20 protein-coding genes, 2 tRNA genes and 1 riboswitch are annotated in these 21265 nt (G+C 67.1%); of the genes, 15 read left to right on the top strand and 7 right to left on the bottom strand.

What is annotated here, in order from left to right:
* Window positions 1–61 precede the first annotated feature (61 nt).
* The 3 genes from DTO57_RS13180 to DTO57_RS13170 all read left to right on the top strand — a co-directional run bounded on the left by DTO57_RS13180 (window position 62) and on the right by DTO57_RS13170 (window position 3370).
* Complete coding sequence (locus tag DTO57_RS13180) at window positions 62–1132, top strand: substrate-binding domain-containing protein (RefSeq protein ID WP_114118710.1); 1071 nt, start codon at window positions 62–64, stop codon at window positions 1130–1132.
* A 70-nt stretch (window positions 1133–1202) separates the two neighbouring features.
* A complete protein-coding gene (locus DTO57_RS13175) occupies window positions 1203–2357 on the top strand; it encodes a Gfo/Idh/MocA family protein (protein ID WP_229730648.1) in 1155 nt (384 codons plus the stop codon).
* An 11-nt stretch (window positions 2358–2368) separates the two neighbouring features.
* Window positions 2369–3370: a sugar phosphate isomerase/epimerase family protein gene (locus DTO57_RS13170; RefSeq protein ID WP_114118708.1), complete on the top strand. Its 1002-nt coding sequence runs from the start codon at window positions 2369–2371 to the stop codon at window positions 3368–3370.
* Between the two features lie 174 nt (window positions 3371–3544).
* Here DTO57_RS13170 and DTO57_RS13165 read toward each other — a convergent pair whose 3' ends face one another.
* Window positions 3545–4396, bottom strand: coding sequence for a siderophore-interacting protein (locus DTO57_RS13165; RefSeq protein ID WP_114118707.1), 852 nt, complete (start codon window positions 4394–4396; stop codon window positions 3545–3547).
* Window positions 4397–4540: 144 nt separating this feature from the next.
* Here DTO57_RS13165 and DTO57_RS13160 point away from each other — a divergent pair, with 144 nt between their 5' ends.
* From DTO57_RS13160 to DTO57_RS13145, 4 genes are read left to right on the top strand one after another with little or no spacing between them, the layout of a single operon-like run.
* The gene (locus DTO57_RS13160) at window positions 4541–5545 is read left to right on the top strand and encodes a siderophore ABC transporter substrate-binding protein (RefSeq protein ID WP_114118706.1); all 1005 of its coding nucleotides are present in this window, start codon (window positions 4541–4543) and stop codon (window positions 5543–5545) included.
* Between the two features lie 54 nt (window positions 5546–5599).
* Window positions 5600–6568 (top strand): ABC transporter permease, encoded by a 969-nt coding sequence (locus DTO57_RS13155; protein ID WP_229730647.1) that lies wholly within the window; start codon window positions 5600–5602, stop codon window positions 6566–6568.
* Window positions 6561–7574: an iron chelate uptake ABC transporter family permease subunit gene (locus DTO57_RS13150; RefSeq protein ID WP_114118704.1), complete on the top strand. Its 1014-nt coding sequence runs from the start codon at window positions 6561–6563 to the stop codon at window positions 7572–7574. Before DTO57_RS13155 ends, DTO57_RS13150 begins: the two co-directional genes overlap by 8 nt.
* Entirely contained in the window at window positions 7571–8326 is a 756-nt protein-coding gene (locus tag DTO57_RS13145; protein WP_114118703.1) for an iron ABC transporter ATP-binding protein, read from the top strand. The genes DTO57_RS13150 and DTO57_RS13145 overlap by 4 nt, the downstream gene beginning before the upstream one ends.
* Before the next feature lie 6 nt (window positions 8327–8332).
* On the opposite strand, the gene DTO57_RS14430 is transcribed toward DTO57_RS13145, so the two are convergent.
* The gene (locus DTO57_RS14430) at window positions 8333–9142 is read right to left on the bottom strand and encodes an aggregation-promoting factor C-terminal-like domain-containing protein (protein ID WP_162785780.1); all 810 of its coding nucleotides are present in this window, start codon (window positions 9140–9142) and stop codon (window positions 8333–8335) included.
* 361 nt (window positions 9143–9503) lie between these two features.
* A riboswitch (TPP riboswitch) is annotated at window positions 9504–9596 on the top strand.
* Here DTO57_RS14430 and thiM point away from each other — a divergent pair.
* From thiM to DTO57_RS13120, 4 genes are all read left to right on the top strand, one after another.
* Window positions 9591–10388 (top strand): hydroxyethylthiazole kinase, encoded by a 798-nt coding sequence (gene thiM / locus DTO57_RS13135; RefSeq protein WP_114118806.1) that lies wholly within the window; start codon window positions 9591–9593, stop codon window positions 10386–10388. (Overlaps the previous riboswitch by 6 nt.)
* A complete protein-coding gene (locus DTO57_RS13130) occupies window positions 10385–11149 on the top strand; it encodes an ABC transporter permease (protein ID WP_114118702.1) in 765 nt (254 codons plus the stop codon). Before thiM ends, DTO57_RS13130 begins: the two co-directional genes overlap by 4 nt.
* Window positions 11146–12105, top strand: coding sequence for an NrtA/SsuA/CpmA family ABC transporter substrate-binding protein (locus tag DTO57_RS13125; RefSeq protein ID WP_114118701.1), 960 nt, complete (start codon window positions 11146–11148; stop codon window positions 12103–12105). Before DTO57_RS13130 ends, DTO57_RS13125 begins: the two co-directional genes overlap by 4 nt.
* Window positions 12106–12724: 619 nt before the next feature.
* A complete protein-coding gene (locus DTO57_RS13120; protein WP_114118700.1) occupies window positions 12725–13363 on the top strand; it encodes an ABC transporter ATP-binding protein in 639 nt (212 codons plus the stop codon).
* Between the two features lie 40 nt (window positions 13364–13403).
* Here the strand turns inward: DTO57_RS13120 and DTO57_RS13115 are convergent.
* The 5 genes from DTO57_RS13115 to DTO57_RS13095 all read right to left on the bottom strand — a co-directional run bounded on the left by DTO57_RS13115 (window position 13404) and on the right by DTO57_RS13095 (window position 15724).
* A tRNA-Gly gene (locus DTO57_RS13115) sits at window positions 13404–13479 on the bottom strand.
* 266 nt (window positions 13480–13745) lie between these two features.
* Window positions 13746–13817, bottom strand: a tRNA-Val gene (locus DTO57_RS13110).
* Window positions 13818–13873: 56 nt separating this feature from the next.
* Complete coding sequence (locus tag DTO57_RS13105; RefSeq protein WP_114118699.1) at window positions 13874–14074, bottom strand: hypothetical protein; 201 nt, start codon at window positions 14072–14074, stop codon at window positions 13874–13876.
* A 22-nt stretch (window positions 14075–14096) separates the two neighbouring features.
* Window positions 14097–15059, bottom strand: a complete 963-nt coding sequence (locus DTO57_RS13100; protein WP_114118698.1) for a DNA-3-methyladenine glycosylase family protein — start codon at window positions 15057–15059, stop codon at window positions 14097–14099.
* A 35-nt stretch (window positions 15060–15094) separates the two neighbouring features.
* Complete coding sequence (locus tag DTO57_RS13095; protein WP_229730646.1) at window positions 15095–15724, bottom strand: winged helix-turn-helix domain-containing protein; 630 nt, start codon at window positions 15722–15724, stop codon at window positions 15095–15097.
* A 240-nt stretch (window positions 15725–15964) separates the two neighbouring features.
* Between DTO57_RS13095 and DTO57_RS13090 the strand changes: the two genes are divergently transcribed.
* The 4 genes from DTO57_RS13090 to DTO57_RS13075 all read left to right on the top strand — a co-directional run bounded on the left by DTO57_RS13090 (window position 15965) and on the right by DTO57_RS13075 (window position 20927).
* Window positions 15965–16264 (top strand): GNAT family N-acetyltransferase, encoded by a 300-nt coding sequence (locus DTO57_RS13090; protein ID WP_114118696.1) that lies wholly within the window; start codon window positions 15965–15967, stop codon window positions 16262–16264.
* Between the two features lie 18 nt (window positions 16265–16282).
* On the top strand, window positions 16283–17938 hold the full coding sequence (locus DTO57_RS13085; RefSeq protein WP_114118695.1) for a hypothetical protein: 1656 nt from the start codon (window positions 16283–16285) through the stop codon (window positions 17936–17938).
* Window positions 17939–18157: 219 nt separating this feature from the next.
* Window positions 18158–19291 carry a DNA cytosine methyltransferase gene (locus DTO57_RS13080; protein ID WP_222843276.1) on the top strand — a complete coding sequence of 378 codons (1134 nt, stop codon included), beginning with the start codon at window positions 18158–18160 and terminating at the stop codon, window positions 19289–19291.
* A gap of 22 nt (window positions 19292–19313) precedes the next feature.
* On the top strand, window positions 19314–20927 hold the full coding sequence (locus DTO57_RS13075; protein WP_162785778.1) for a restriction endonuclease FokI C-terminal domain-containing protein: 1614 nt from the start codon (window positions 19314–19316) through the stop codon (window positions 20925–20927).
* The last annotated feature ends 338 nt before the right edge of the window (window positions 20928–21265 follow it).

Below are 21265 nucleotides of genomic sequence, written 5' to 3'. Positions count from 1 at the left end.
CCGGGGGCGCGCGGCGCCCGCGGACCTGATCGGCGTCACCTGCACTATTCAAGGAGGAATCATGCAGACATGGCGAGCGACGCATAAGCGGGCGCTACTTTCCGGATTTGCAGCTGTCGCGGCAATCGGCCTCCTGGCTGCCTGCACGAGCGACGGAACCGAGGCAACGGACGGCAACGAGACCACCACCGACGGCGGCTCGACCGACACCACCACAAACAGCGATACCGGATCCGGTGGCACGGTCGTCATCGGATGGTCGGGCCCCGCGGCCGACCACGGATGGCTTGGCGCCATCAACACCGGCGCGATCAACGCCGCCGCGCAGTTCGACGACGTCGAGCTGCGCCAGGCGGAGGGCACCAACGACGTGACCCAGCAGATCGCGGCGATCGAGCAGTTCGTCAACGACGGCGTCGACGCGATCGTCGTTCTGCCGAGCGACGGCGCCTCGCTGACGCAGGCGGCGCTCGCCGCGATGGAAGCGGGGATCCCGGTGATCAACGTCGATCGCGAGTTCAGCAACCCCGACGCCTCGCGCATCACCGTGCTGGGCGACAACTACGGCATGGGCGTGAGCGCGGGGGAGTACATGTGTGAGCGCCTCGACGGCGTCGACAACCCGATCGTCGCCGAGATCGCCGGCATCGACTCGTTGCCGCTGACGCAGGACCGCAGCGAGGGCTTCAGCCACGCGCTCGAAGAGTGCGGCCTCGAGGTCGGCCCCCGCGTGGCCGCCGACTTCACGGTCGCGGGCGGACAGGAGGCCGCGGCGCAGCTGCTGACGGCGAACCCGCACATCGACGCGATCTGGAACCACGACGACGACCAGGGCGTGGGCGTCATGGCCGCCGTCAACGACTCGGGCCGCGATGACTTCTTCATGGTCGGCGGCGCGGGCAGCCAGAACATGATGGACCTCATCAAGGCCGGCGGCACGCCGATGGAGGCCACCGTGATCTACCCGTCGACGCAGGCCGCCGACGGGATCGCGCTCGCCCGCATGCTCGCGCAGGGCAACGTCATGGCTGACCTCGTCACGCCGAGCGTCCCGTCGCGCATCGTGCTCGACGCCCCCGTCGTCACGTCCGAGAACGTCGACGAGTTCTACGACCTGGCGTTTCAGTCGTAGCCGAAGTACCACCCCCACGTCAGCGGGGTGCCGGAGGGCGCCCCGCTGACGAAACCAGGAAGGAAGGCCTATGGCCGGCACACTGCGAGTAGCAATGATCGGATACGGATTCATGGGTGCCGCGCACTCACAGGCGTGGCGCACGGCGCCGCGCGTGTTCGATCTGCCGCGCGACGTCGAGATGGCCGTCATCGTCGGCCGCAACCAGGAGGCCGTCGCCGACGCCGCCGCGAAGTGGGGCTGGCAGGAATCGGCCACCGATTGGCGCGACATCGTCACCCGCGACGACATCGACATCGTCGATATCGTCACCCCCGGCCACTCGCACCACGAGATCGCGATCGCCGCGCTCAAGGCCGGCAAGCACGTGCTCTGCGAGAAGCCCCTCGCAAACTCCGGTGAAGACGCCGACGCGATGGCCGAGGCCGCGCGCGAGAGCAGCGCCAAGGCGATGCTCGGCTTCACCTACCGCCGCGTGCCCGCCCTCACCCGTGCCCGTGACCTCATCGCCGAGGGCAAAGTTGGCAACGTACAGCAGGTGCGCGCCGCGTACCGCCAGGATTGGCTCGTCGACCCCGAGGCCCCGCTCTCGTGGCGCCTGCAGAAGGATCTCGCCGGCCACGGCGCGCTCGGCGACATCGGCGCCCACGCGATCGACCTCGTCCAGTTCCTCACGGGCCTGTCGGTCACGAAGGTCTCCGGCGTCATCGACACCATCGTCAAGGAGCGCCCCGTTGAGACCGAGCGCGTCGGCATCGCCGGTAAGGGCGGCGACGAGAAGGCGCCTGTGACGGTCGACGACGTCGCCATCTTCACCGGCCGCCTCGAGAACGGCGCGCTCGCCGCGTTCGAAGCCACGCGCTTCGCGACCGGCCGCAAGAACGAGCTCTCCGTCGAGATCTCGGGAGACAAGGGCGCCATCGCCTTCAACCTCGAGAGCCTCAACGAGCTACACGTCTACGACCTCACCGCCGACGAGCTCGGCCAGGGCTTTACCCGAGTGCTCGTCACCGAGCCCGGCCACCCCTACCTCGAGGGCTGGTGGCCGACCGGCCACATGCTCGGCTACGAGCACGCCTTCAGCCACCAGGTGAAGGACTTCGTCGACGCCATCGCGAACGACACCATCCCCACCCCCACCTTCGACGACGGCGTGCAGGTGCAGCGCGTCCTCGACGCCGTCGAGGCGAGCAGCGACGACGACTCGCGCTGGGTCCAGATCTAAAGGAGAAGAACATGACACGTCCGATCACACTCTTCACCGGCCAGTGGGGCGACATGCCCTTCGAGGAAGTCTGCCAGCGCGCAGGCGAATGGGGCTACGACGGCCTCGAAATCGCCTGCGGCGGCGACCACCTCGACCCCTCCCGCTGGGACGACGACGCCTACATCGCCGACCGCCTCGCCATCCTCGAGAAGAACGGCCTCAAGGTGTGGGCGATCTCCAACCACCTCACCGGGCAGGCCGTCTGCGACGACCCCATCGACTTCCGCCACCGCGACATCCTCACCTCCGCGGTCTGGGGCGACGGGGATCCGGAGGGCGTGCGCCAGCGCGCCGCCGAGGAACTCAAGAACACCGCCCGCATCGCCGCGCGCCTCGGCGTGAAGACCGTCACCGGCTTCACCGGATCCGCGATCTGGAAGTACGTCGCGATGTTCCCGCCCGTCTCCGACGAGGTCATCGAGGCCGGCTACCAGGACTTCGCCGACCGCTGGAACCCCATCATCGACGTGTTCGAGGAGGAGGGCGTGCGCTTCGCCCTCGAGGTGCACCCGTCCGAAATCGCCTACGACTATTGGACCGCGAAGAAGACCCTCGAGGTGCTCGACCGCCCCGGGTTCGGCCTCAACTTCGACCCCTCCCACTTCATGTGGCAGCAGCTCGACCCCGTGCCGTTCGTGCTCGACTTCGCCGACAAGATCTTCCACGTGCACGTAAAGGAATCCGTCACGGCGCTCGACGGCCGCAACGGCGTTCTCGGATCCCACCTCGCCTGGGACAACCCCCGCCGCGGCTGGACCTTCGTCTCCACCGGGCACGGCCAGGTTCCGTGGGAGAAGATCTTCCGCGCCCTCAACTACATCGGGTACGACGGGCCCACCAGCGTCGAGTGGGAAGACGCCGGAATGGACCGCCTCCAGGGCGCTGCCGAGGCGCTTCCGTTCGTGCGTTCTCTGAACGCTATTACGCCGCCTTCTGCGCTGTTCGACTCGGCTTTCTCGAACCGCGCTTAGTCGCTGCGCGCCCGTGCGCTCGGCCCCGCAGTCCCCTCGGATCCGCGGGGCGGATCCTCACCGCCAGGCCCGATGCCAGCGGGGCCGAGCGCACGGGCGCTTCGCTGCGTTCCATACAAAAGATTGGGACCCGGATCCTTTGGATCCGGGTCCCTCCTTTTGGGTTACGGGTGATTAGTGGGCTGCGTGGTACTCCGTGTCGCCACTCTTCCAGTAGCCCTTGATCACCGCGCGCTCGATGTCGACGTTCCAGCGGGCCGCGAGGTCGCGCGCCGGCTTCACGATCGACTGCTCGGCGGCGATGAAGACGAACGGATCCTCGCCCGGCTTGTCGTCCTCGTCGAGCGCCAGCAGTGCCGACGCGAGCGCGGATCCGGGGACTCCATCGGATCCGCGGTGCACGTAGGCGACCGGGGCGGTCGTCTCGATGTCGACCTGGTGGGCGCCGTTTCGCACCTCGATGAGGATCAGGGCCGGGACGTCCTCGGGGATCGCCGCCGCGTAGCGGCGGATCTGCGCGATCGCCGTCTCGTCGCCCGCGAGCAGCCAGCCGTTCGGCGATCCGACGATGCGGGTCGTGCCGCGCGGCCCGCCGACCCCGATCGCGGATCCGATGGGCGCGTGGACGGCCCAGTGGCTTGCCACCCCGTGGTCGTCTTCGGGGGCCTTCGGCGACTCGAGGTCGCCGTGCAGGGCGAACTCGAGGTCGAGGTACGGCACGCCGTCCTCCGTCGTGCCCCACTCGACCGGGGTGAACTCGCGGCTCGGGTAGGCGCGGAGTTCCTCGCCCGAGGGGAGGTCGGCGATCGGGCTCTCCGCCGCGTCGTAGGGCGGCAGGAAGATGCGTACGTGGTCGTCGATTCCGGAGGCGGATCCGAAGCCCGCGAGCGCGTCGCCCTCGACGCGAACGCGCACGTAGCTCTCCGTCGCGAAGTAGCGGTTGGTGAGGCGCGCGGCTCGGAAGTGCAGGTCGACCATTTCCTTCTCGAGAGAGAACGAATTGGTAACGGGGTTCGACGACGTCATGACAGTTAGGTTAGCCTATGTTCACCGGGTGAGGTTGGCCTTATCTTCAGCGCGAACCGCATCCCACGAGCGTATGCGTCGCCCGGTTTCCCTCTCACATATAGGCGACTTTTGTGCGCCTGAAAACCCCTGGAGTGATCCCCTATGAGCATGATCCGCCCGCTCTCCGCGCTCTCCCTCGTCGCGGCCTCGGCCCTCGTTCTCGCGGGCTGCGCCTCCGACGACACGGCCGCCGCCGAAGATAGCGCCGCCGAGAGCACGACGGAAGCTGCCACGTCGGTGACGATCACCGACAACAACGGCGAGCACACCATCGAGCTGCCGGTCGAATCGGTCGTCGCGACCGACAACCGCACCTTCCAGACGCTCGACGACTGGGGCATCGAGCTCACCGCGGCGGCACGCTCGCTCATGCCGACGACCATCTCGTACAAGGACGACGAGTCGATCATCGACCTCGGTTCGCACCGCGAGCCCGACCTCGAGTCGATCGTTGCCGTCGACCCCGACGTCGTTATCAACGGCCAGCGCTTCACGCAGTTCGAGGAGCAGATCGCCGAGCTCGTTCCCGACGCCACGGTGCTCTCGCTCGACCCGCGCGACGACGAGGCCTTCGACGCCGAGCTCAAGCGCCAGGTCGAGGTGCTCGGCCAGATCTTCGGCAAGGAGGCGGAGGCCGAGCAGATCGAGGCAGACTTCGACGCCGCCGTCGAGCGCGTGAAGGCCGCCTACGACAGCGAAGACAGCGTCATGTCGGTCATCACCTCGGGTGGCGAGATCGGTTACTCGGCCCCGGGCGTCGGCCGCACCTTCGGCCCGCTCTACGACCTGCTGGGCCTCACCCCGGCCCTCGAGGTTGACGACTCGTCGACCGACCACCAGGGCGACGACATCTCGGTCGAGGCGATCGCCGACTCGAACCCTGACTGGCTGCTCGTCATGGACCGCGACGCCGCAGTCAGTGCCGATGACCCCGAGTACGTTGCGGGCGCCGACGTCATCGAGGCCTCTGAGCCCCTCGCGAACGTGACCGCCGTGAAGGACGCCCAGGTCGTCTACATGCCGGCCGACACCTACACGAACGAGAGCATCCAGACCTACACCGAGTTCTTCAACGAGCTCGCCGACGCTCTCGAAGCTGCCAAGTAAGACCCTTCATAGCGGGGCGCGTCATCGCGCCCCGCTATGGTGCTGGAACGGTTCATGAACTCCACACGCACGCGCGCGAAACTCTTCGACGCGAAGCTCCTCATCGGGATCCTCGTCGTCGTAGCGTTGCTCGCGCTTTCTCTGTTTACCGGCGTCTACGACATCTTCGGCGCCGACGACGGCGCTGAGATGTTCACGATGACGCGGATCCCTCGCACGATCGCGCTCGTCCTCGCCGGCGGCGCGATGGCCATGTCGGGCCTCGTCATGCAGCTGCTCACGCAGAACCGCTTCGTCGAGCCGACCACGACCGGCACGACCGAGTGGGCCGGCCTCGGCCTGCTGGCCGTCATGATCCTCATGCCGAAGGCCTCGATCCTGACGAAGATGGCCGGCGCGAGCATCGCCGCCTTCGTCGGCACGATGGTGTTCTTCCTGATCCTGCGCCGCGTCTCGCTGCGCTCATCGCTCATCGTCCCGATCATCGGCATCATGCTCGGCGCGGTCGTCGGATCCATCTCGACGTTCGTCGCCCTGCAGACCGACATGCTGCAGAGCATGGGCGTCTGGTTCGCGGGAAGCTTCACGTCGGTGTTCCGCGGGCAGTACGAGCCGCTGTGGATCGTGCTCCTCGTCGCCATCGCCATCTTCGTCGCCGCCGACCGCTTCACCGTCGCGGGCCTCGGCAAGGAGATCGCGACGAACGTCGGCATGAACTACGAGCGCGTGATCCTGCTCGGCACCGGCATGATCGCGGTCGCGACCGGCGTCGTCACCGTCGTCATCGGCAACCTGCCCTTCCTCGGGCTCATCGTGCCGAACATCGTCTCGATGATTCGCGGCGACGATCTGCGCAGCAACCTGCCGTGGGTCGCCCTCACGGGCATCGCGATCGTCACGGTCTGCGACCTCATCGGCCGCACGATCATCATGCCGTTCGAGGTTCCGGTATCGCTCATCCTCGGCGTCGTGGGCGCCGCCGTGTTCATCTTCCTGCTCCTGAGGCAGCGCCGACATGGCTGACGTGATCCGCAGCTCCCGCGCCCTCCCGACCCCGCACGCGCGCCGCCGATACGCGCTCGTGATCGGGGTCCTGGCCCTGCTCTCCCTCGGCATCGTCGCCGGCCTGCTCGCGTGGGACAACCCCATGCCCGTCGGCACCGACGGATTCTGGCGCATCGCCAAGCTCCGCACCACGAGCCTCATCGTCATCGCCGTCGTCGCGATCTGTCAGGCCGTCGCGACCGTCGCGTTCCAGACCGTGACGAACAACCGCATCATCACGCCGTCGATCATGGGGTTCGAATCGCTCTATCGGGTCGTGCAAACCGGATCCGTTTTTCTGTTTGGCATCTCGGGCATCGTCCTGCTGCAGGGCGTCCCGCAATTCCTGCTGCAGATCGGCCTCATGGTCGGGTTCTCGCTCGCGCTGTACGGATGGCTGCTCTCGGGCAAGTACGGCAATCTGCAGATCATGCTGCTCGTCGGCATCATCATCGGCGCGGGGCTCGGATCCGTCGCCACCTTCATGCAGCGCCTGCTCACGCCGAGCGAGTTCGACGTCCTCACCGCGCGCCTGCTCGGCAGCATCTCGAACGCCGACGCCGACTACCTGCCGATCGCGATCCCGCTCATGCTCGTCGCCGTCGTGTTGATCTGGATCAGTAGCCGCCGCCTCAACGTTATGGCGCTTGGCAAGGAGGCGGCGACGAGCCTCGGCCTGTCGTACCGGCGCCAGCTGATGTTCACGCTCTTCCTCGTGTCGATCCTCATGGCCGTATCGACCGCGATCGTCGGGCCGATAACCTTCCTCGGCTTCCTCGTCGCGACGCTCGCGTACCAGTTCGCGGACACCTACGATCACCGCAAGATCTTCCCGGTCGCGGTGCTCACCGGGTTCTGCGTGCTCGGCGGCGCGTACTTCATCATCAAGAACGTCTTCGCGGCGCAGGGCGCCGTCTCGGTCATCATCGAGCTCGTCGGCGGCACGGTCTTCCTCATCGTCATCCTCAGAAAGGGCCGGCTGTGATCTCACTTACCGCGGTTCGCAAGCAGTACAGCAGCGAGGTCGCGATCGGCCCCGTCGACGTTCAGATCCCGGGCGGCGGCATCACCGCGCTCGTCGGGCCCAACGGCGCCGGCAAGTCGACGCTGCTGACGATGATCGGGCGCCTGCTCGGCATCGACGAGGGCACGATCGAGATCGGCGGGTACGACGTCGGATCCACCGCGTCGAAGGATCTCGCGAAGGTCGTCTCGATCCTGCGCCAGGAGAACCACTTCGTCACCCGCCTGACGGTGCGCCAGCTCGTCGGCTTCGGGCGCTTCCCCTACTCGAAGGGGCGCCTGACGGCGGAGGACGAGGAGATCATCAGCCGCTCGATCGACTTCCTCGACCTCGGCGCGCTCGAGGGGCGATACCTCGACCAGCTGTCGGGCGGGCAGCGCCAGCGCGCCTACGTCGCGATGGTGCTGTGCCAGGAGACCGACTACGTGCTGCTCGACGAGCCGCTCAACAACCTCGACATGCGGCACAGCGTGCAGATGATGCAGCAGCTGAAGCGCGCCGCCATCGAGCTCGGCCGCACCATCGTCATCGTGCTGCACGACATCAACTTCGCCGGCCACTACGCCGACCGCATCTGCGCCGTGAAGAACGGCCAGATCGCGCGCTTCGGAACGCCCGACGAGATCCTGACCGACGAGGTGCTCACCGAGGTCTTCGAGACCCCGGTCACGGTGATCGACGGCCCGAACGGCCCCCTCGCGGTCTACTACTGAGGGCGCTCAGTACCAGTTGACCGACTGGCTGTGGGCCCAGGCCGAGCAGGGGGTGCCGTAGGCGCGCGAGATGTAGTCGAGGCCCCAGGTGACCTGCGTCGTGGCGTTGGTCTCCCAGTCGTCGGCGACCGTGCTCATCTTGCTGCCGGGCAGCGACTGGGGGATGCCGTACGCACCGCTCGAGGCGTTCGAGGCCTGGTAGTTCCAGCCCGACTCCTTCGTCCAGAGCGAGTCGAGGCACGCGAACTGGTCGTCGCCCCAGCCGTACGTCGACGACATGATCGAGCGGGCCGTGGCCTTGGCGCCCTCGGGGGTGTTTGCCTCGGCCTGAGCCTCGGCGGCGGCAACGGCGGCGGCCGCGGCCTCCTCCTCTGCCTTCGCCTCTTCCTCGGCGACCTGCTTCTCGTACGCCGTGGCCTTCTCGGTCACGGTCTCGGTCAGCTCGATCACGCGCGCCGTGCGGGCCTCGACGATCGTCGACGGGGTGGCTGCGTACTCGGCGAGCTCCGCCACGCGATCCTCGAGGTGGGGCGTGTCGATGTTGTCGTCGGCGGCGCGCTCCATGACACTCTGCGCGGCATCGATCGCGGCCTGGGCCTGGTCGGCCACGCGGCCGGTCGCTAGCTCGACCGTCACGGCGTTGCGCGGGCCCGACTCGGCGGCGATCGCGGTGGTGCCGGTCGCGACAGCGCCGGCGATCACGAGCGCGGCGGCGACGGATCCGGTGATGATCGCGGTGCGCTTCGAGCGGCGCGCGGTGCGCTCGCGGTGCGACTTCAAGAGCAGGGACTTCGTGGCGGTTTCGTGCTGGTTCATGCGGGGGAGATATCCAAATCGGTCGGGGTCGGCGCACGGGAGTCGTTCGTAACGAGTGGCCCGAGGCGGCATCGACTAGACCGGGTGAACGCCGGATACGACCTTCACCCGCAGTTATTTACGGTTGCTAAGAGAACGCGTGATGGTGCCCGAAATTAGGTTCGGATCGGGATTTTCAAGCCGCGAACCTGGGAACGGCGCCGAAACCGCCGCGATCCGCACCAGCAAGCGGATCCACGTGAATGAATCCCGCTTGGTAACGACTTGATAACGACGGGGTTGTGTGAATCTCCTCCGAGGGAGGTGAGAACGCCCAAATTTTGGGGTGCGGAGTGAAGTCTGGTAGACATCTGAGTGAAAACCACGTGACACGGGGTGCCGCTGCGCGGCTGAGATCACACCCGTCGAACCTGAACTAGTTCGTACTAGCGGAGGGATGTCGCGCACGATGAATTCTGCGCTTTCCACGGCTTCGGCCACTGCCCTGACAACCCTGCGCGAGGGCACCCCTCTCGTGCAGGTCATCACCAATCGCGTCGTGACCGGGTTCACGGCCAACGTCTTGCTCGCGCTCGGCGCCGCGGGCGCCATGGTCGACATCCCGGTCGAGGCGGGTCCGTTCGCGCGCCACGCCTCCGGCCTGCTCGTCAACCTCGGGACCCCTGGATCCGAGCAGCGCCACGCCATGCTCGAGGCGACCGAGGCGGCGGCAGACGCCGGGACGCCGTGGGTTCTGGATCCGGTCGCCATCGGATCCGCGCCCGTGCGCACCCCGCTCGCGCACACCCTTGTCGCGCGCCGACCGACGATCGTCCGCGGCAACGCGTCCGAGATCCTCGCCCTCGCGCGCTCCGGTAGCGGCGGGCGCGGCGTCGACTCGACCGACGACGTCGAGGCCGCGGCCGGCGCGGCCGAGGCGATCGCGCGCGATCACGGATCCGTCGTCGCCGTCTCCGGCCCGATCGACCTGATCACTGACGGATCCCGCACCGCCCGCATCGATAACGGATCCGCGCTGCTCACGCGCGTGACCGGCGGCGGCTGCGCGCTCGGCGCCGTGATGGCGGCGTTTGCGGCGGTCGCGGATCCGTTCGAGGCCGCCGTCGCCGCGACCGCGACCTATTGCATCGCCTCCGAGGATGCCGCCGCCCGCGCCGAGGGCCCGGGCAGCTTCGCGGTGCACTTCCTCGACGAGCTGTCGCGGATCCAGCCCGCCGACGTGCTCGCCCGCGCCGCGATCGCATGACGCGGCGGCTGTGGGCGGGGCTCCGCCCGTGGCTGTCGATCATCGCGCTCGTCGCCGTGTGGCAGGCGCTCGCCTCGGCGGGCCTGCTCGACCCGCGCACCCTGCCCGGCCCCGCGTCGCTCGTCGCGACGGCGGGAGAGATGATCGCCGACGGATCCCTGCCGATCGCCCTGCTCGTGAGCCTCGCCCGCGTGCTCGTCGGCACCGCGATCGGCGTCGTCGTGGGGCTCGCGCTCGGGCTCGCGGCGGGCTTCTCGGCGATCGCGCGCGACGTCGTGGATCGGCCGATGCAGGCGATCCGCACCATCCCGTTCACGGCGCTGACCCCGCTGCTCATCCTGTGGTTCGGGCTCGGCGAGACGCCGAAGATCGTGCTCGTCGCGCTCGCGGTCGTCGTGCCGATGTACCTCAACACCGTCGGGGGAGTGCGCGGCGTCGACCGCAAGGCCCTGCTCGTCGCCCGCGCCTACCGGCTCGGCCGCTGGCGCACGGTGCGCGACGTGCTGCTCCCCGGATCCGCGCCCTCGATTCTCGTCGGGCTGCGGTTCGCGACGGGCGTCGCCTGGGTCGCCGTCATTGTCGCCGAAACCGTCAACGCCGCGAGCGGCGTCGGCTATCTGCTCACCCATGCCCGCACCTTCGGTCGCACCGACATCGTCATGGTGTGCATCGTCGTCTACGCCGTGCTGGGCCTACTCACCGATCTTGCTGTGCGCGCGCTCGAGTCGCGCGTGCTGCGCCCCTATAAAGGAGTGTCATGAAGCGCCTTCTTGTTGTTCCCGCCGTCCTCTTGCTCGCCGGGTGCGCACCCGCCACGAACACCGCCACTGACGATTTCGACCTGCGCGTCGGCGCCCTCACCACGCAGAACGTGCTCACGCTGTGCCAGGCGTCGGGCGGCCTCGACGAGCCGGTCGAGGAGGTCGGCGGATCCGTCACCGCGTCGGATCCCTTCCCCGCGTTCGCGCCGGCGGCGGAGGCGCTCGCCGCCGGGCACATCGACGTCGGATCCAGCGGCGCGACGGGCGTGCTCACGGCGCTCGCCGGCAACCCGGATCTCGTCATCGTCGCCGTCGAGAAGAACGACAACGATTCGCAGGGAATCGTGGCGGCGGCCGGATCCGGCATCGCCTCGATCGAGGATCTCGCCGGCCACACGGTCGCGATCAACGAGGGTGGCACGGGCGACTACCTGCTGCGGAAGGCCCTCGACGAGCACGGCATGTCGATCGACGACGTCGAGGCGGTGAACCTCGCGCCCGCCGACGCCGCGACGGCGTTCTCGTCGGGGCAGGTCGATGCGTGGGCGACGTGGGATCAGTACCTCGTATCCGCCCAGGTCGACCTCGGCGCGACCCTCGTCGCCTACGCCGGCGACTTCGGCGCGCAGAACCCGAGCGTGCACGTGGTCTCGCGCGAATTCGCCGACGCGCACCCCTCGGGTGTCAACGCGCTCTACCGTGGGCTCGTCGCCTGCGCCGACGAGGTGGTGGCCGACCCGTCGATCCTCGCCGACGCCTACCGCGACGCCGGAGTGAGCGACGCCGTCGCCGACGCGATCATCTCCCACCGCGTGCCCACCATCGCCCCCGCCGACGAGGAATTCGCCGCCGAGTTCGCCGAGCTCGCGTCATTCTTCGCCGAGCAGGGCATGACCGACGGCGTGATCGACACGTCTTCGGCCACTGCCGATGTCAGGACCTGGGTTGAGGGGTAGGGGGCCTGGCCCTGTGCTGCGGACTTGGCCCCGAACTGCGGAGGGATCCCCGATGTGGATCCGCAGTTTGGGCTTATCTCCGCAGGTAGGGGTCGCGCGCGTGGTGCCTGGCCCCAATCTGCGGATCTGGCCCCGAAGTGCGGAGCAATTAGGGCAAGAAATCCGCAGTTTGGGCCCACTTCCGCAGTTAGGGCTCGGGCGCGTGAGGGCCGCGTGGCCGCAACTGCGGAGTTGGCCCCGAACTGCGGAGGGATCCCTGATGTGGATCCGCAGTTTGGGTTCATCTCCGCAGGTAGGGCTCGCGCGCATGGTGCCTGGCCCCAATCTGCGGATCTGGCCCCGTATTGCGGAGCATTCCGGGCGAGAACTCCGCAGTAATGGCTCACTTCCGCAGTTAGGGCTCGCGGGCGTGGGGGGCCGCGCGGCAGCAACTGCGGATGTGGCCCCGTACTGCGGAGGAAACCTTGATGTGGATCCGCAGTTTGGGTTCATCTCCGCAGATAGGGCTCGCGCCCATGGTGCCTGGCCCAGAACTGCGGAGCTGGCCCCGAACTGCGGAGCAATCCGGGTAAAAACTCCGCAGTACGGGCTCATTTCCGCACCTAGCGACAGGGGCAGCATGACCATCACCGTGCGCAACGTGCGCAAAACCTACGACGGGCGTGAGATTCTGCGCGGCGTCGACCTCGACGTCGCACCCGGCGAGATTGTCGCGTTGCTGGGGCGTAGCGGATCCGGAAAATCGACCCTTCTGCGGATCCTCGGCGGCCTCGAAGGCGCCGAAGGCGAGATCGACGTGCCGCGGGAGGTCGGCTTCGGGTTCCAGGACGCGAGCCTCCTGCCCTGGATGCCGGTTTGGAAGAACGTGCTGCTCGGCATGGATCCGCGCGAGCGCGCCCGCGCCGAGCGGATCCTCGACGCCGTGCATCTCGCGGGTCGCGCGGACGCGTGGCCGCTGACGCTCTCGGGTGGCGAGGCCCAGCGCGTCTCGCTCGCCCGCGCGCTCGTGCGCGAGCCCGAACTGTTGCTACTCGACGAGCCCTTCGGCGCGCTGGATGCCCTGACGCGCCGCGCGATGCACGCGCTCCTGCGCGAGCTGCACGAGAAGTATCGCCCGTCGATCCTCATGGTCACGCACGACGTCGACGAGGCGATCGCGCTCGCCGACCGGATCCTCGTGATCGGCGACGGGCGGATCCTCGCGGAGGAGCCCGCGGGCACGCCGCGCGAGGTGCTCTTCGGGCACCTGGGGGTGTAAACCACAAGAGCCCCGGTTCGAAAACCGGGGCTCTTGTTTATGGAGCGGATGACGAGACTCGAACTCGCGACCCTAACCTTGGCAAGGTTATGCGCTACCAACTGCGCTACATCCGCGTGAGAACCATCGTACTACGTCCTCGGAACGCGTTCCTGAGAGCGACTATGGCGGCGTGTCGTCCCTCCTCGAGCGGGTATCGCCGCGCGAGCTCGACGTTCGCATGCGCGGGCCGCCGGATCCCGTAGCTGCGGTGCGTCGGGCACGGATGCGACCGCGACCGCGTGCGGCAGGTCGTCGATGCCGGTCAGAGGCAGGAGCGCGCACAGGTAAAAGCCCGGACGCAACAAGAAAACCCCTCGGGATTCCGAGGGGTTTTCGTCTGTGCGCGATACTGGGATCGAACCAGTGACCCCTTCCGTGTCAGGGAAGTGCGCTACCGCTGCGCCAATCGCGCCTGTGTTTAAGGCTTGTTAAGCATATCGACACCTACTCTGTGGGGAGCCTGGGAGGCTACAGCTCGGCCCCGTCGTCGTCGCGGTCGTAGATGCCCTGATTGCCTCCGGCCTTCGACGACATCGCGATAACCACGCCGATGCCGACGAGCACGCCGAGGGCAACGCCGAGCCACGCGCTGCCGAGGATCGAGCCCACGAGCACGCTCAGCGCGAAGAGCGCGATCGCGAGGAGCCACTTCTTCAGCCGAGGAGACATGCCTCCATTCTGCCCGTTGCTGTCATCGCGAGGTGTGGTCTTCCTCGTGTAGACGCGGCGCTCGCCGCGGCTCGGCCGCGCCCGACGCCATGATGAGCCGAATGACCCGCTGCCGGTGCCCGCGCCACGGCTCGAGTAGCTCGAGCATGCCGTCGTCGTCGACGCGCGAGCCCGTGAGCGCGTAGCCCACGTGATGCGCGAGGTGATAATCGCCGACGCTGACGGCGTCGGGGTCGCCGAGCGCGCGGATCCGCGTTTCCGCTGCCGTCCACGGGCCGACCCCGGGGAAGGAGAGGAGGGGATCCGTAACTGCGGAGGTGGTCCCGAACTGCGGATCCGGAGGCGCGGAATCGACGCACTTCGGGGTCATCTCCGAAGTTCCGGCCCACCGCGCCGCGCGCTCGAGCGCTTCGACCCGCGTCGCCGCGTGAACGAGCGTTTTCGACTGCGGTGGCTCGAGGCCCGCGCGGTGCCACGACCACGACGGGATCCCGCGCCACGACGCCGGCGGCGCGAACAGCACGATCGGCCCCGGCGCGCGCTCACCGTGCCACGTGACGATGCGCCGCCACACGCGGAACGCCTGGCGCACGGTGACCTTCTGCTCGATGACCGCCTGCGCGAAGGCATCGAAGACGAGATCGGTGCGCCCGATTCGCAGGCCCGCGTTGCGGCGATGCGCGTCGGCGATCAGCGGGTGCAGCGAGGCATCGAACCCGTCGAGCGAGTCGAGCCCGCCGCAGAGCGCGGGCACCTGCGCGATCGCCCACCCGCTGCCGGATCCCCACGATGCCGCGCGAACGGATCCGTCGCTCTGCTGCGAGAGGGCGAGCGTCGCGACGCCCGCGGGCGTGCGGACTGCGCGCCAGATGACCCCGCCCGAGCTGCGCTGGGTGGGATCGCCCGGGCCGCGTTGGAACCCGCCGACGGTCGCGTGCAGGTCGAACCGCGCCCGTGGGCGATAGACGGTCTGCAGTGGTTCCATACCCAAAACGGTAGGCGGAACCTCCGACAAACGAACTAGAAGCGGTCGGGCGAGGGGGCTCCGGCGCCGTAGCGGATCGTGACGTCGGCGTGGCGGTCGAAGCGGTAGCCGATGCCGCGCACCGTGCGCACGATGTCTTCGTAGCGGCTGAGCTTCGAGCGCAGGCGGCGCACGTGCACGTCGATGGTGCGCTCGCCGGGGGCTCCGTCGTCGCCGGCCTGCCAGAGGGCGTCGACGAGTTCGGTGCGCTCGATGGTGCGGCCCTCGCGGAGCACGAGGTACTGCAGCAGCTCGAACTCCTTATAGGTGAGCGCGGCGTTCTCGCCGTCGATTTCGACGCGCTTGCGCGAGATGTCGACGTTCACGCCGATGTTCGTGTCGCGGCTCGGCGAGGCCTGCTTCGCGCGGGCGACGGCGCCGGGCTCCTTGAGGGCGAGGCGCACGACGTCGATGTCGCGCCCGCCGGTCGACTTCGGCGCGAGCGCCACGGTCGCGTAGGTTTCGGCGCGGGGCGAGAGCTCGGAGATCGTGCGGCGCAGGGCGTCGACGATGATGTTGAGGCTGACGCCATCGGCGGCCGCGGTCGCCTCGTCGAGACCGACGTAGAGGGCGAAGCCGCGGGGCTCGGTGGTCGTGGGGATGGCAGGGGAGGACTGGTCGTTCACAAGGTGGCCGTTTCGACGGGCGCGCTCTGCCAGCTACTCACGTAGCGAGAGTACCGCGCAAAAGGGGATTTGGGTGGGGTCCGGAAGCGTCAGCGGCACATTCGACACACGCTGATGGGACCGTGCATCATCGCACCGGTCACTCCGTTCGCCTCCCGGGCGGACAGAATCAGCGAATATGTCGTCATGTGAGCAATTGTTGCCTAGCGTCTCGCAATGTGTCAAAGTATGTGACGCACAATGGGTAATGTGACCGAAAATTTCAGCTTTTCTGATGCCCCCGACCACTCGCGCTACGAGCTGCGCAAGGACGGCGAGTTGGTGAGCGTGCTCGAGTATCGCGTGAACGGTGACGTGGTCGCCCTCACCCGCGCGTTCACGAATCCGGCGAAGCGCGGGCACGGATACGCGGCGGTCGTCACCGAGCGCGCGGTCGACGCGATCGAGGCCGAGGGTAAGAAGGCGTTGCCCGTGTGCTGGTACGTCGCCGACTGGTTTGCCGACCACCCCGAGCGCGCCGGAGCGCTCGCCGAGCAGTAGCGCCACTAGCGTAGGGGTATGCGCCACATCGCAACGATCACCGACGCAGATGCCCTCATCGATGAGATTTTGCGGGGCCTCGTGCGCCCTATCGTTGCGATCAGTAACACCTTCGGGGGCGCGTACGCGTTCGATCCCGACATCGCCGCGAGCCGCGTGGGGCGCTTCGCCGATGTCGTGACACTCGAAACCGGCGATGTCACGCGCCGGCTCGAAGCGGATCCGCTTCACACGCGCGTCTTCGACGGCGCGGCCCGCGTGTTTTATTCGGCGACCGAGGTCGGGCGCCTGCGGTTCGCGGGCAGCGACACGATCGACGACCTGCTCAGCGACGTGCCGATGTCGGTGTCGCTGCCGACGCGGCCGAAGGATCCGGAGATCGTCACGGGGCGCATCATGCGCTCCGACGCGAACACGGGCGTGCTCGCGCAGCTCAGCGACGGCGAGTATGCGCGCGTCGAGGTCGAGGGTGTCGATAACCCGCACGAGTACTTCGCGGTCGGATCCACGGTGCCGGGCGTGCTCGCCGACCACCGATTGCGGGTCGCGCGCGCGGAGTTCGCCCCGGCGAGCCTGCCGAGCGGGTGCGTCACGCTGGGGCTCGTGGTGGCGGCGACGCCGAAGCGCGCATCGATCCGGATCCACCCCGGCGTCGACGACGTCGTCTTGCGCAAGCGCGACGTGTTCGTCGACGAGACCGACGACGATGACCGCGTCGACGAGATCGTCGCCGTCGGCGACGTCGTGCACGTCGGGGTGTTCTGGGAGGAGACGGGCCTGCGCCTCTCGCTCGTCGACGTCGACGGAACGCTGACCCCGCCGCCGGCTCTCGTCGCGGGCGGGGTGCCGTGGCTGAGCGAGCCCGAGGACGACGACGAGGTCGATGAGGAAGAAGAGGTCGTCGAGCCGATCACCACGCCCGTGGTCGTGCAGGCGCCCGATCACGACGTCGTGCTCGACGAACTGCGCCGCCTGCGCGTCGAGTTCCGCGAGCTGCAGCGGGGGATCACCGTGCTGCATTCGGCGATGGCCCGGGTCGGATCCGCGTCGGCGCCGCCGCGGCGGGCACCGGATCCGGAGAGGGTCACCAAGCTCGAGCGCGAGCTTCACGCCGTCGAGCGTTCGCTGCAGGAGCTCCGCACGGCGAAGGCCGCGGCGGAGCGCGCCCGTGTCGAGGCCGATCGTGCCCGCGTGGACGCGGAGAAGAAGGTGCGCGCACTCGAGGCGCGCGTCGGCGGCCAGCCGCGCGACGAGCGCCGGGATGCGTGGGGCACCTTCGAAGACTGGATCCGCCACGAGGTGCGGCTCGCATGGGTCGCGCGGGTGCCGGCGGGGGAGAAGGCGGCGCTGCCGCTGGGACCATTTGGCGTCGGGCCGTCGTTCGAGCAGGACCTCGCGGCCCTCACCGACGACCAATTCGACAAGACGATGCGCGCCATCGTCGACGTGCTGACGGGCCGCGCAGCCTCGCTCGACAGCCGCGAGGTGCACCGGCTGCGCACGTCAGACGCGGGCGGATCGCCCTACCTCGTGCGCGCATCCGACGGCGCCGACGCCTACCGGTGCGCTATTGAGCGCAATACTCCGAGTGCCCGGCGGCTGCACTACTGGCGGCTGGGCGATGGTGGGATTGAGCTGGCGCGGGTGCGTGAGCATGATGCGGTGGGGATGTAGGGGCTACGGCGCGTCCTGGCGGGATTTCGACTCGTCGCCTTCGTTTGTCAGTGGTTCCTCGTAGTTTTGTTCGTGTAAGCTGCTCGGTGCGGGCATAAGTTCGCATCTGTTGGCGTTGTGTCCTCTGCGGCGCTGCGAGCTGCAATCTCAGGTGCAAAAAGGTACGTTGGAGGGCGCTCGGCAAGCTGGGCGCCAGTCACGAAGTTAAGGAGCGTTGCGATGACGATGCAGGTTGAAGGCACTCACGATAGCGCCGCTGTCGACGAATCGACGACTCGCATCTTCCGCATGGGTGAGCTGTTTTCGGGGCCCGGTGGCCTCGGCATCGGCGCGAAGATGGCGGCCGTTCCTGGTTCGAAGATTGTTCACCAGTGGGCGACTGACTACGACGCCGATACGTGCAACACCTACGCCACCAACGTTGTGGGCAACGAAGCGGCTGAGTCCGTGATCCACGGAGACATCCGTGAGCTTGATTACAAGGTGCTTCATGACCTCGGCGGCATCGACGCACTGTCCTTCGGCTTCCCATGCAACGACTTCAGCGCCGTTGGCGAGCGTCGCGGGTTCGAGGGTACATTCGGTCCTCTATACACGTACGGCGTGGAAGCGCTTCGGCAGTTCCAGCCTTCCTGGTTCCTTGCGGAGAACGTTGGCGGGATTCGCTCGGGCGGGGGTGCTGAGCTCCGTCAGATCTTCCGCGACATGATCGATGCCGGCTACCGCCTGTACCCGCACTATTACAAGTTTGAGCAGTACGGCGTTCCCCAGGCGCGTCATCGCATGATCGTGATCGGTATCCGAAACGACCTCGACGTCGAGTTCAAGATCCCGAGCCCAGCTCCGTATGCTGACGCAGATGTGACGACAAAGACGGCGCTCTCCGGAATTCCGAAGTGGGCCACAAACCAGGAACTTACGAAGCAGACAGCGCGTGTCATTGAGCGGCTGGAGCACATCCCCGAAGGCGGCAACGCCTGGGTGGAGAACATGCCAGAGCATCTGAAAATCAACACGCGTACGAAGCTTTCCTCGATTTACCGTCGACTCGACTCGAAGAAGCCCGCCTACACCGTTACCGGCTCCGGCGGCGGGGGCACGCACATCTACCACTGGTCTGAGCCGCGTGCACTGACTAATCGTGAGCGAGCGCGTCTGCAGACTTTCCCCGACGACTTCGAGTTCAAGGGAAACAAAGAGTCCGTACGCAAGCAGGTCGGCATGGCCGTTCCGCCGCGTGGTGCACAGATTATCTTCGAGGCCGTCATGAAGAGCTTCGCAGGAATCGAGTACGAATCGGTCGAACCGTCGCTCGTGGAATTCCTGCCGGAGGGCGACCAAATCTCGCTGTGATTTCCGACGGTATGCTGGTGTCGTGCCGACATCGATGCCGTACTGGATGTTCTCTCGCCCCCAGCGAAAGCTCTACCGCCTGCCTTTGACCGTCACGGCTCTCCACGAGGTCGCTGGCGGAGATGAGTGGGCCGGCAAGCGCGAGCAACACATCGCTTTCGAGGAACGTCTCGAGCGTGAAGGCATTAAGCGCCCGGGCGCTCGCCGTGATGCCTCGGGGTCCGGCGGACGTACGCACGCGGCGCTGGTACGGAGCCTGGGGCTCGCATTCGACAGTTCGGAGACCAAGCGTCTTGAGCTGACGATCGCTGGCCAGACGCTTGCTGAAGGCAGCCGTCCGATTGACGTTCTCAAGCATCAGGTGATGCGTTTTCAGTACCCGTCACCGTACTCGCTGCAGATCGGTATTGAGGAGCGTTTCCGTCTCCGGCCGATGGTTCTTGTGCTGCGGCTCCTCCTACATCCTGGATTGGGTGGATCGCTGACGATCGACGACATGGCATTCGTGGTGATGGTCGAGGGCGTGAGTGATAGTGCAAAGGAAGCCGAGCGGATCGCTGGCCTTCTCGCCGAGTACGCGCGGAACGGGATTGACGAAGACGACTTCGTTGCGAGGTATGGAAAGCCCGACGACACGTTCGACGCGTTGCAGAAACGCCTCTTTGACATCGCCAACACCGCCTTCAACTGGCTGGAGATTACTGGAGTCATCGAGCGGGGCAAGCGAAAGATCTCGCTCCCCGACAGCCTCGTAACGGAAGCGGAGGCACTCGTCGCGAAGTACGGCGATGCAAAGCTCATCCCGAGCCCCGATAACGTGGACAAGTTCCAACGGGCGTACGGTCTGACCGATGAGAAGAAGAAGGACACGCGCAACCTCACCACTGCGCGCAAGGCGTTGCCGCGGAGCGAGATTGTCTATCGACAGGTCAACACGGTGCTCACCCGTTGGGCCGAGAACGAGCTACTGATCGACGGCGCGACTAGCGAGATAGTTGATCGGCTTGTTGGCGAGACGCAGTTCAGTCATGGCGAGGTCGAAAAGGTCGCGCGCCGGATTCTGGGGACCGACCGCACCCTGAGTTCGTACCTTCTGCACTACCAATCGTTGGTCACATCGAGCGACCGTAACGCTCCGCGAGAGTTCGAACAGGCAACCGCCGAAATCATCCGGCGAGTCTTCAAACTTGAGGCAACCTGCGTTGGACAAACTGGTCGCGAGCCCGACATCGTCGTGCGTAAGCCGGGGGAATGGCGCGGCATCATCGATACGAAGGCGTACGGTGGCGAGTATTCTCTGCCTTCGGGACACGACAGGGCGATGCGTGAGTACGTCGAGAAGTATTCCGGCGACGGCGGAGATGACCTGCGCTTTTGGGTCTTTCTCGCCGGAAGCCTGTCGAAGAACGCGGGGGCGCGAGCGCGTGAGCTTGCGCAGCGTATTGGCTGCCAGGGCGTCGTCATCGGTCTATCTGCATGGATGAAGATGATTGAGCTCGGCCAGGCGGGGAAACTCAGCGGCGACAAGCTCGGATGGTTGTTCAGCCTTGATGGCGAGCTCACGCACGCCGATATCGCGCGTGCGCAGGAGGCCGCGTCGTTTGCCGAGCTTCATGCTCAGCGCGGGCTGTTCTAGCAGCGACGGAGCACCATACGAAGCGTGGCGCTTCGAATGTCAGTGGTTCTGCTTAGCGTGTAACCAGTTCTCCACGCCCAAGCAAACCGCCTGTTGAAATGAGAGTGAGTCAGCAAGATGAGTGAACAGCCCGACCCGTTGCGCGTGGTTGTTGAGACTATGATGGCGAGTTATCACGGCGTATTACCGTGGGACGAGGCCATAAAACAGGTCAAAGCGGCTCTTCGCGTTTGAGGGTGTAGCGCGAGGCTGGATGCGCGGGCGGCGTGGCGGTCGCCGCAATGAGGTCGAGGTCTTCCGAAGATGGAAGTTCCTACACTCGCCCATCCGAAAGACCT

The sequence above is a fragment of the Microbacterium sorbitolivorans genome, assembly GCF_003327285.1.
GTDB lineage: Bacteria > Actinomycetota > Actinomycetes > Actinomycetales > Microbacteriaceae > Microbacterium > Microbacterium sorbitolivorans.
The sequence above is the reverse complement of the archived record's forward strand: the minus strand, read 5'-3'. Positions and strand labels throughout refer to the sequence as shown.

Coding starts and splice junctions, on each gene's coding strand:
- DTO57_RS13105 (WP_114118699.1), bottom strand. CDS start 14,074: ATGTCTCCTCGGCTGAAGAAGTGGCTCCTCGCGATCGCGCTCTTCGCG.
- DTO57_RS13085 (WP_114118695.1), top strand. CDS start 16,283: ATGCGCCACATCGCAACGATCACCGACGCAGATGCCCTCATCGATGAG.
- DTO57_RS13130 (WP_114118702.1), top strand. CDS start 10,385: ATGACGCGGCGGCTGTGGGCGGGGCTCCGCCCGTGGCTGTCGATCATC.
- DTO57_RS13090 (WP_114118696.1), top strand. CDS start 15,965: ATGGGTAATGTGACCGAAAATTTCAGCTTTTCTGATGCCCCCGACCAC.
- DTO57_RS13125 (WP_114118701.1), top strand. CDS start 11,146: ATGAAGCGCCTTCTTGTTGTTCCCGCCGTCCTCTTGCTCGCCGGGTGC.
- DTO57_RS13100 (WP_114118698.1), bottom strand. CDS start 15,059: ATGGAACCACTGCAGACCGTCTATCGCCCACGGGCGCGGTTCGACCTG.
- DTO57_RS13150 (WP_114118704.1), top strand. CDS start 6,561: ATGGCTGACGTGATCCGCAGCTCCCGCGCCCTCCCGACCCCGCACGCG.
- DTO57_RS13170 (WP_114118708.1), top strand. CDS start 2,369: ATGACACGTCCGATCACACTCTTCACCGGCCAGTGGGGCGACATGCCC.
- DTO57_RS14430 (WP_162785780.1), bottom strand. CDS start 9,142: ATGAACCAGCACGAAACCGCCACGAAGTCCCTGCTCTTGAAGTCGCAC.
- DTO57_RS13180 (WP_114118710.1), top strand. CDS start 62: ATGCAGACATGGCGAGCGACGCATAAGCGGGCGCTACTTTCCGGATTT.
- thiM (WP_114118806.1), top strand. CDS start 9,591: ATGAATTCTGCGCTTTCCACGGCTTCGGCCACTGCCCTGACAACCCTG.
- DTO57_RS13155 (WP_229730647.1), top strand. CDS start 5,600: ATGAACTCCACACGCACGCGCGCGAAACTCTTCGACGCGAAGCTCCTC.
- DTO57_RS13120 (WP_114118700.1), top strand. CDS start 12,725: ATGACCATCACCGTGCGCAACGTGCGCAAAACCTACGACGGGCGTGAG.
- DTO57_RS13165 (WP_114118707.1), bottom strand. CDS start 4,396: ATGACGTCGTCGAACCCCGTTACCAATTCGTTCTCTCTCGAGAAGGAA.
- DTO57_RS13080 (WP_222843276.1), top strand. CDS start 18,158: ATGACGATGCAGGTTGAAGGCACTCACGATAGCGCCGCTGTCGACGAA.
- DTO57_RS13175 (WP_229730648.1), top strand. CDS start 1,203: ATGGCCGGCACACTGCGAGTAGCAATGATCGGATACGGATTCATGGGT.
- DTO57_RS13160 (WP_114118706.1), top strand. CDS start 4,541: ATGAGCATGATCCGCCCGCTCTCCGCGCTCTCCCTCGTCGCGGCCTCG.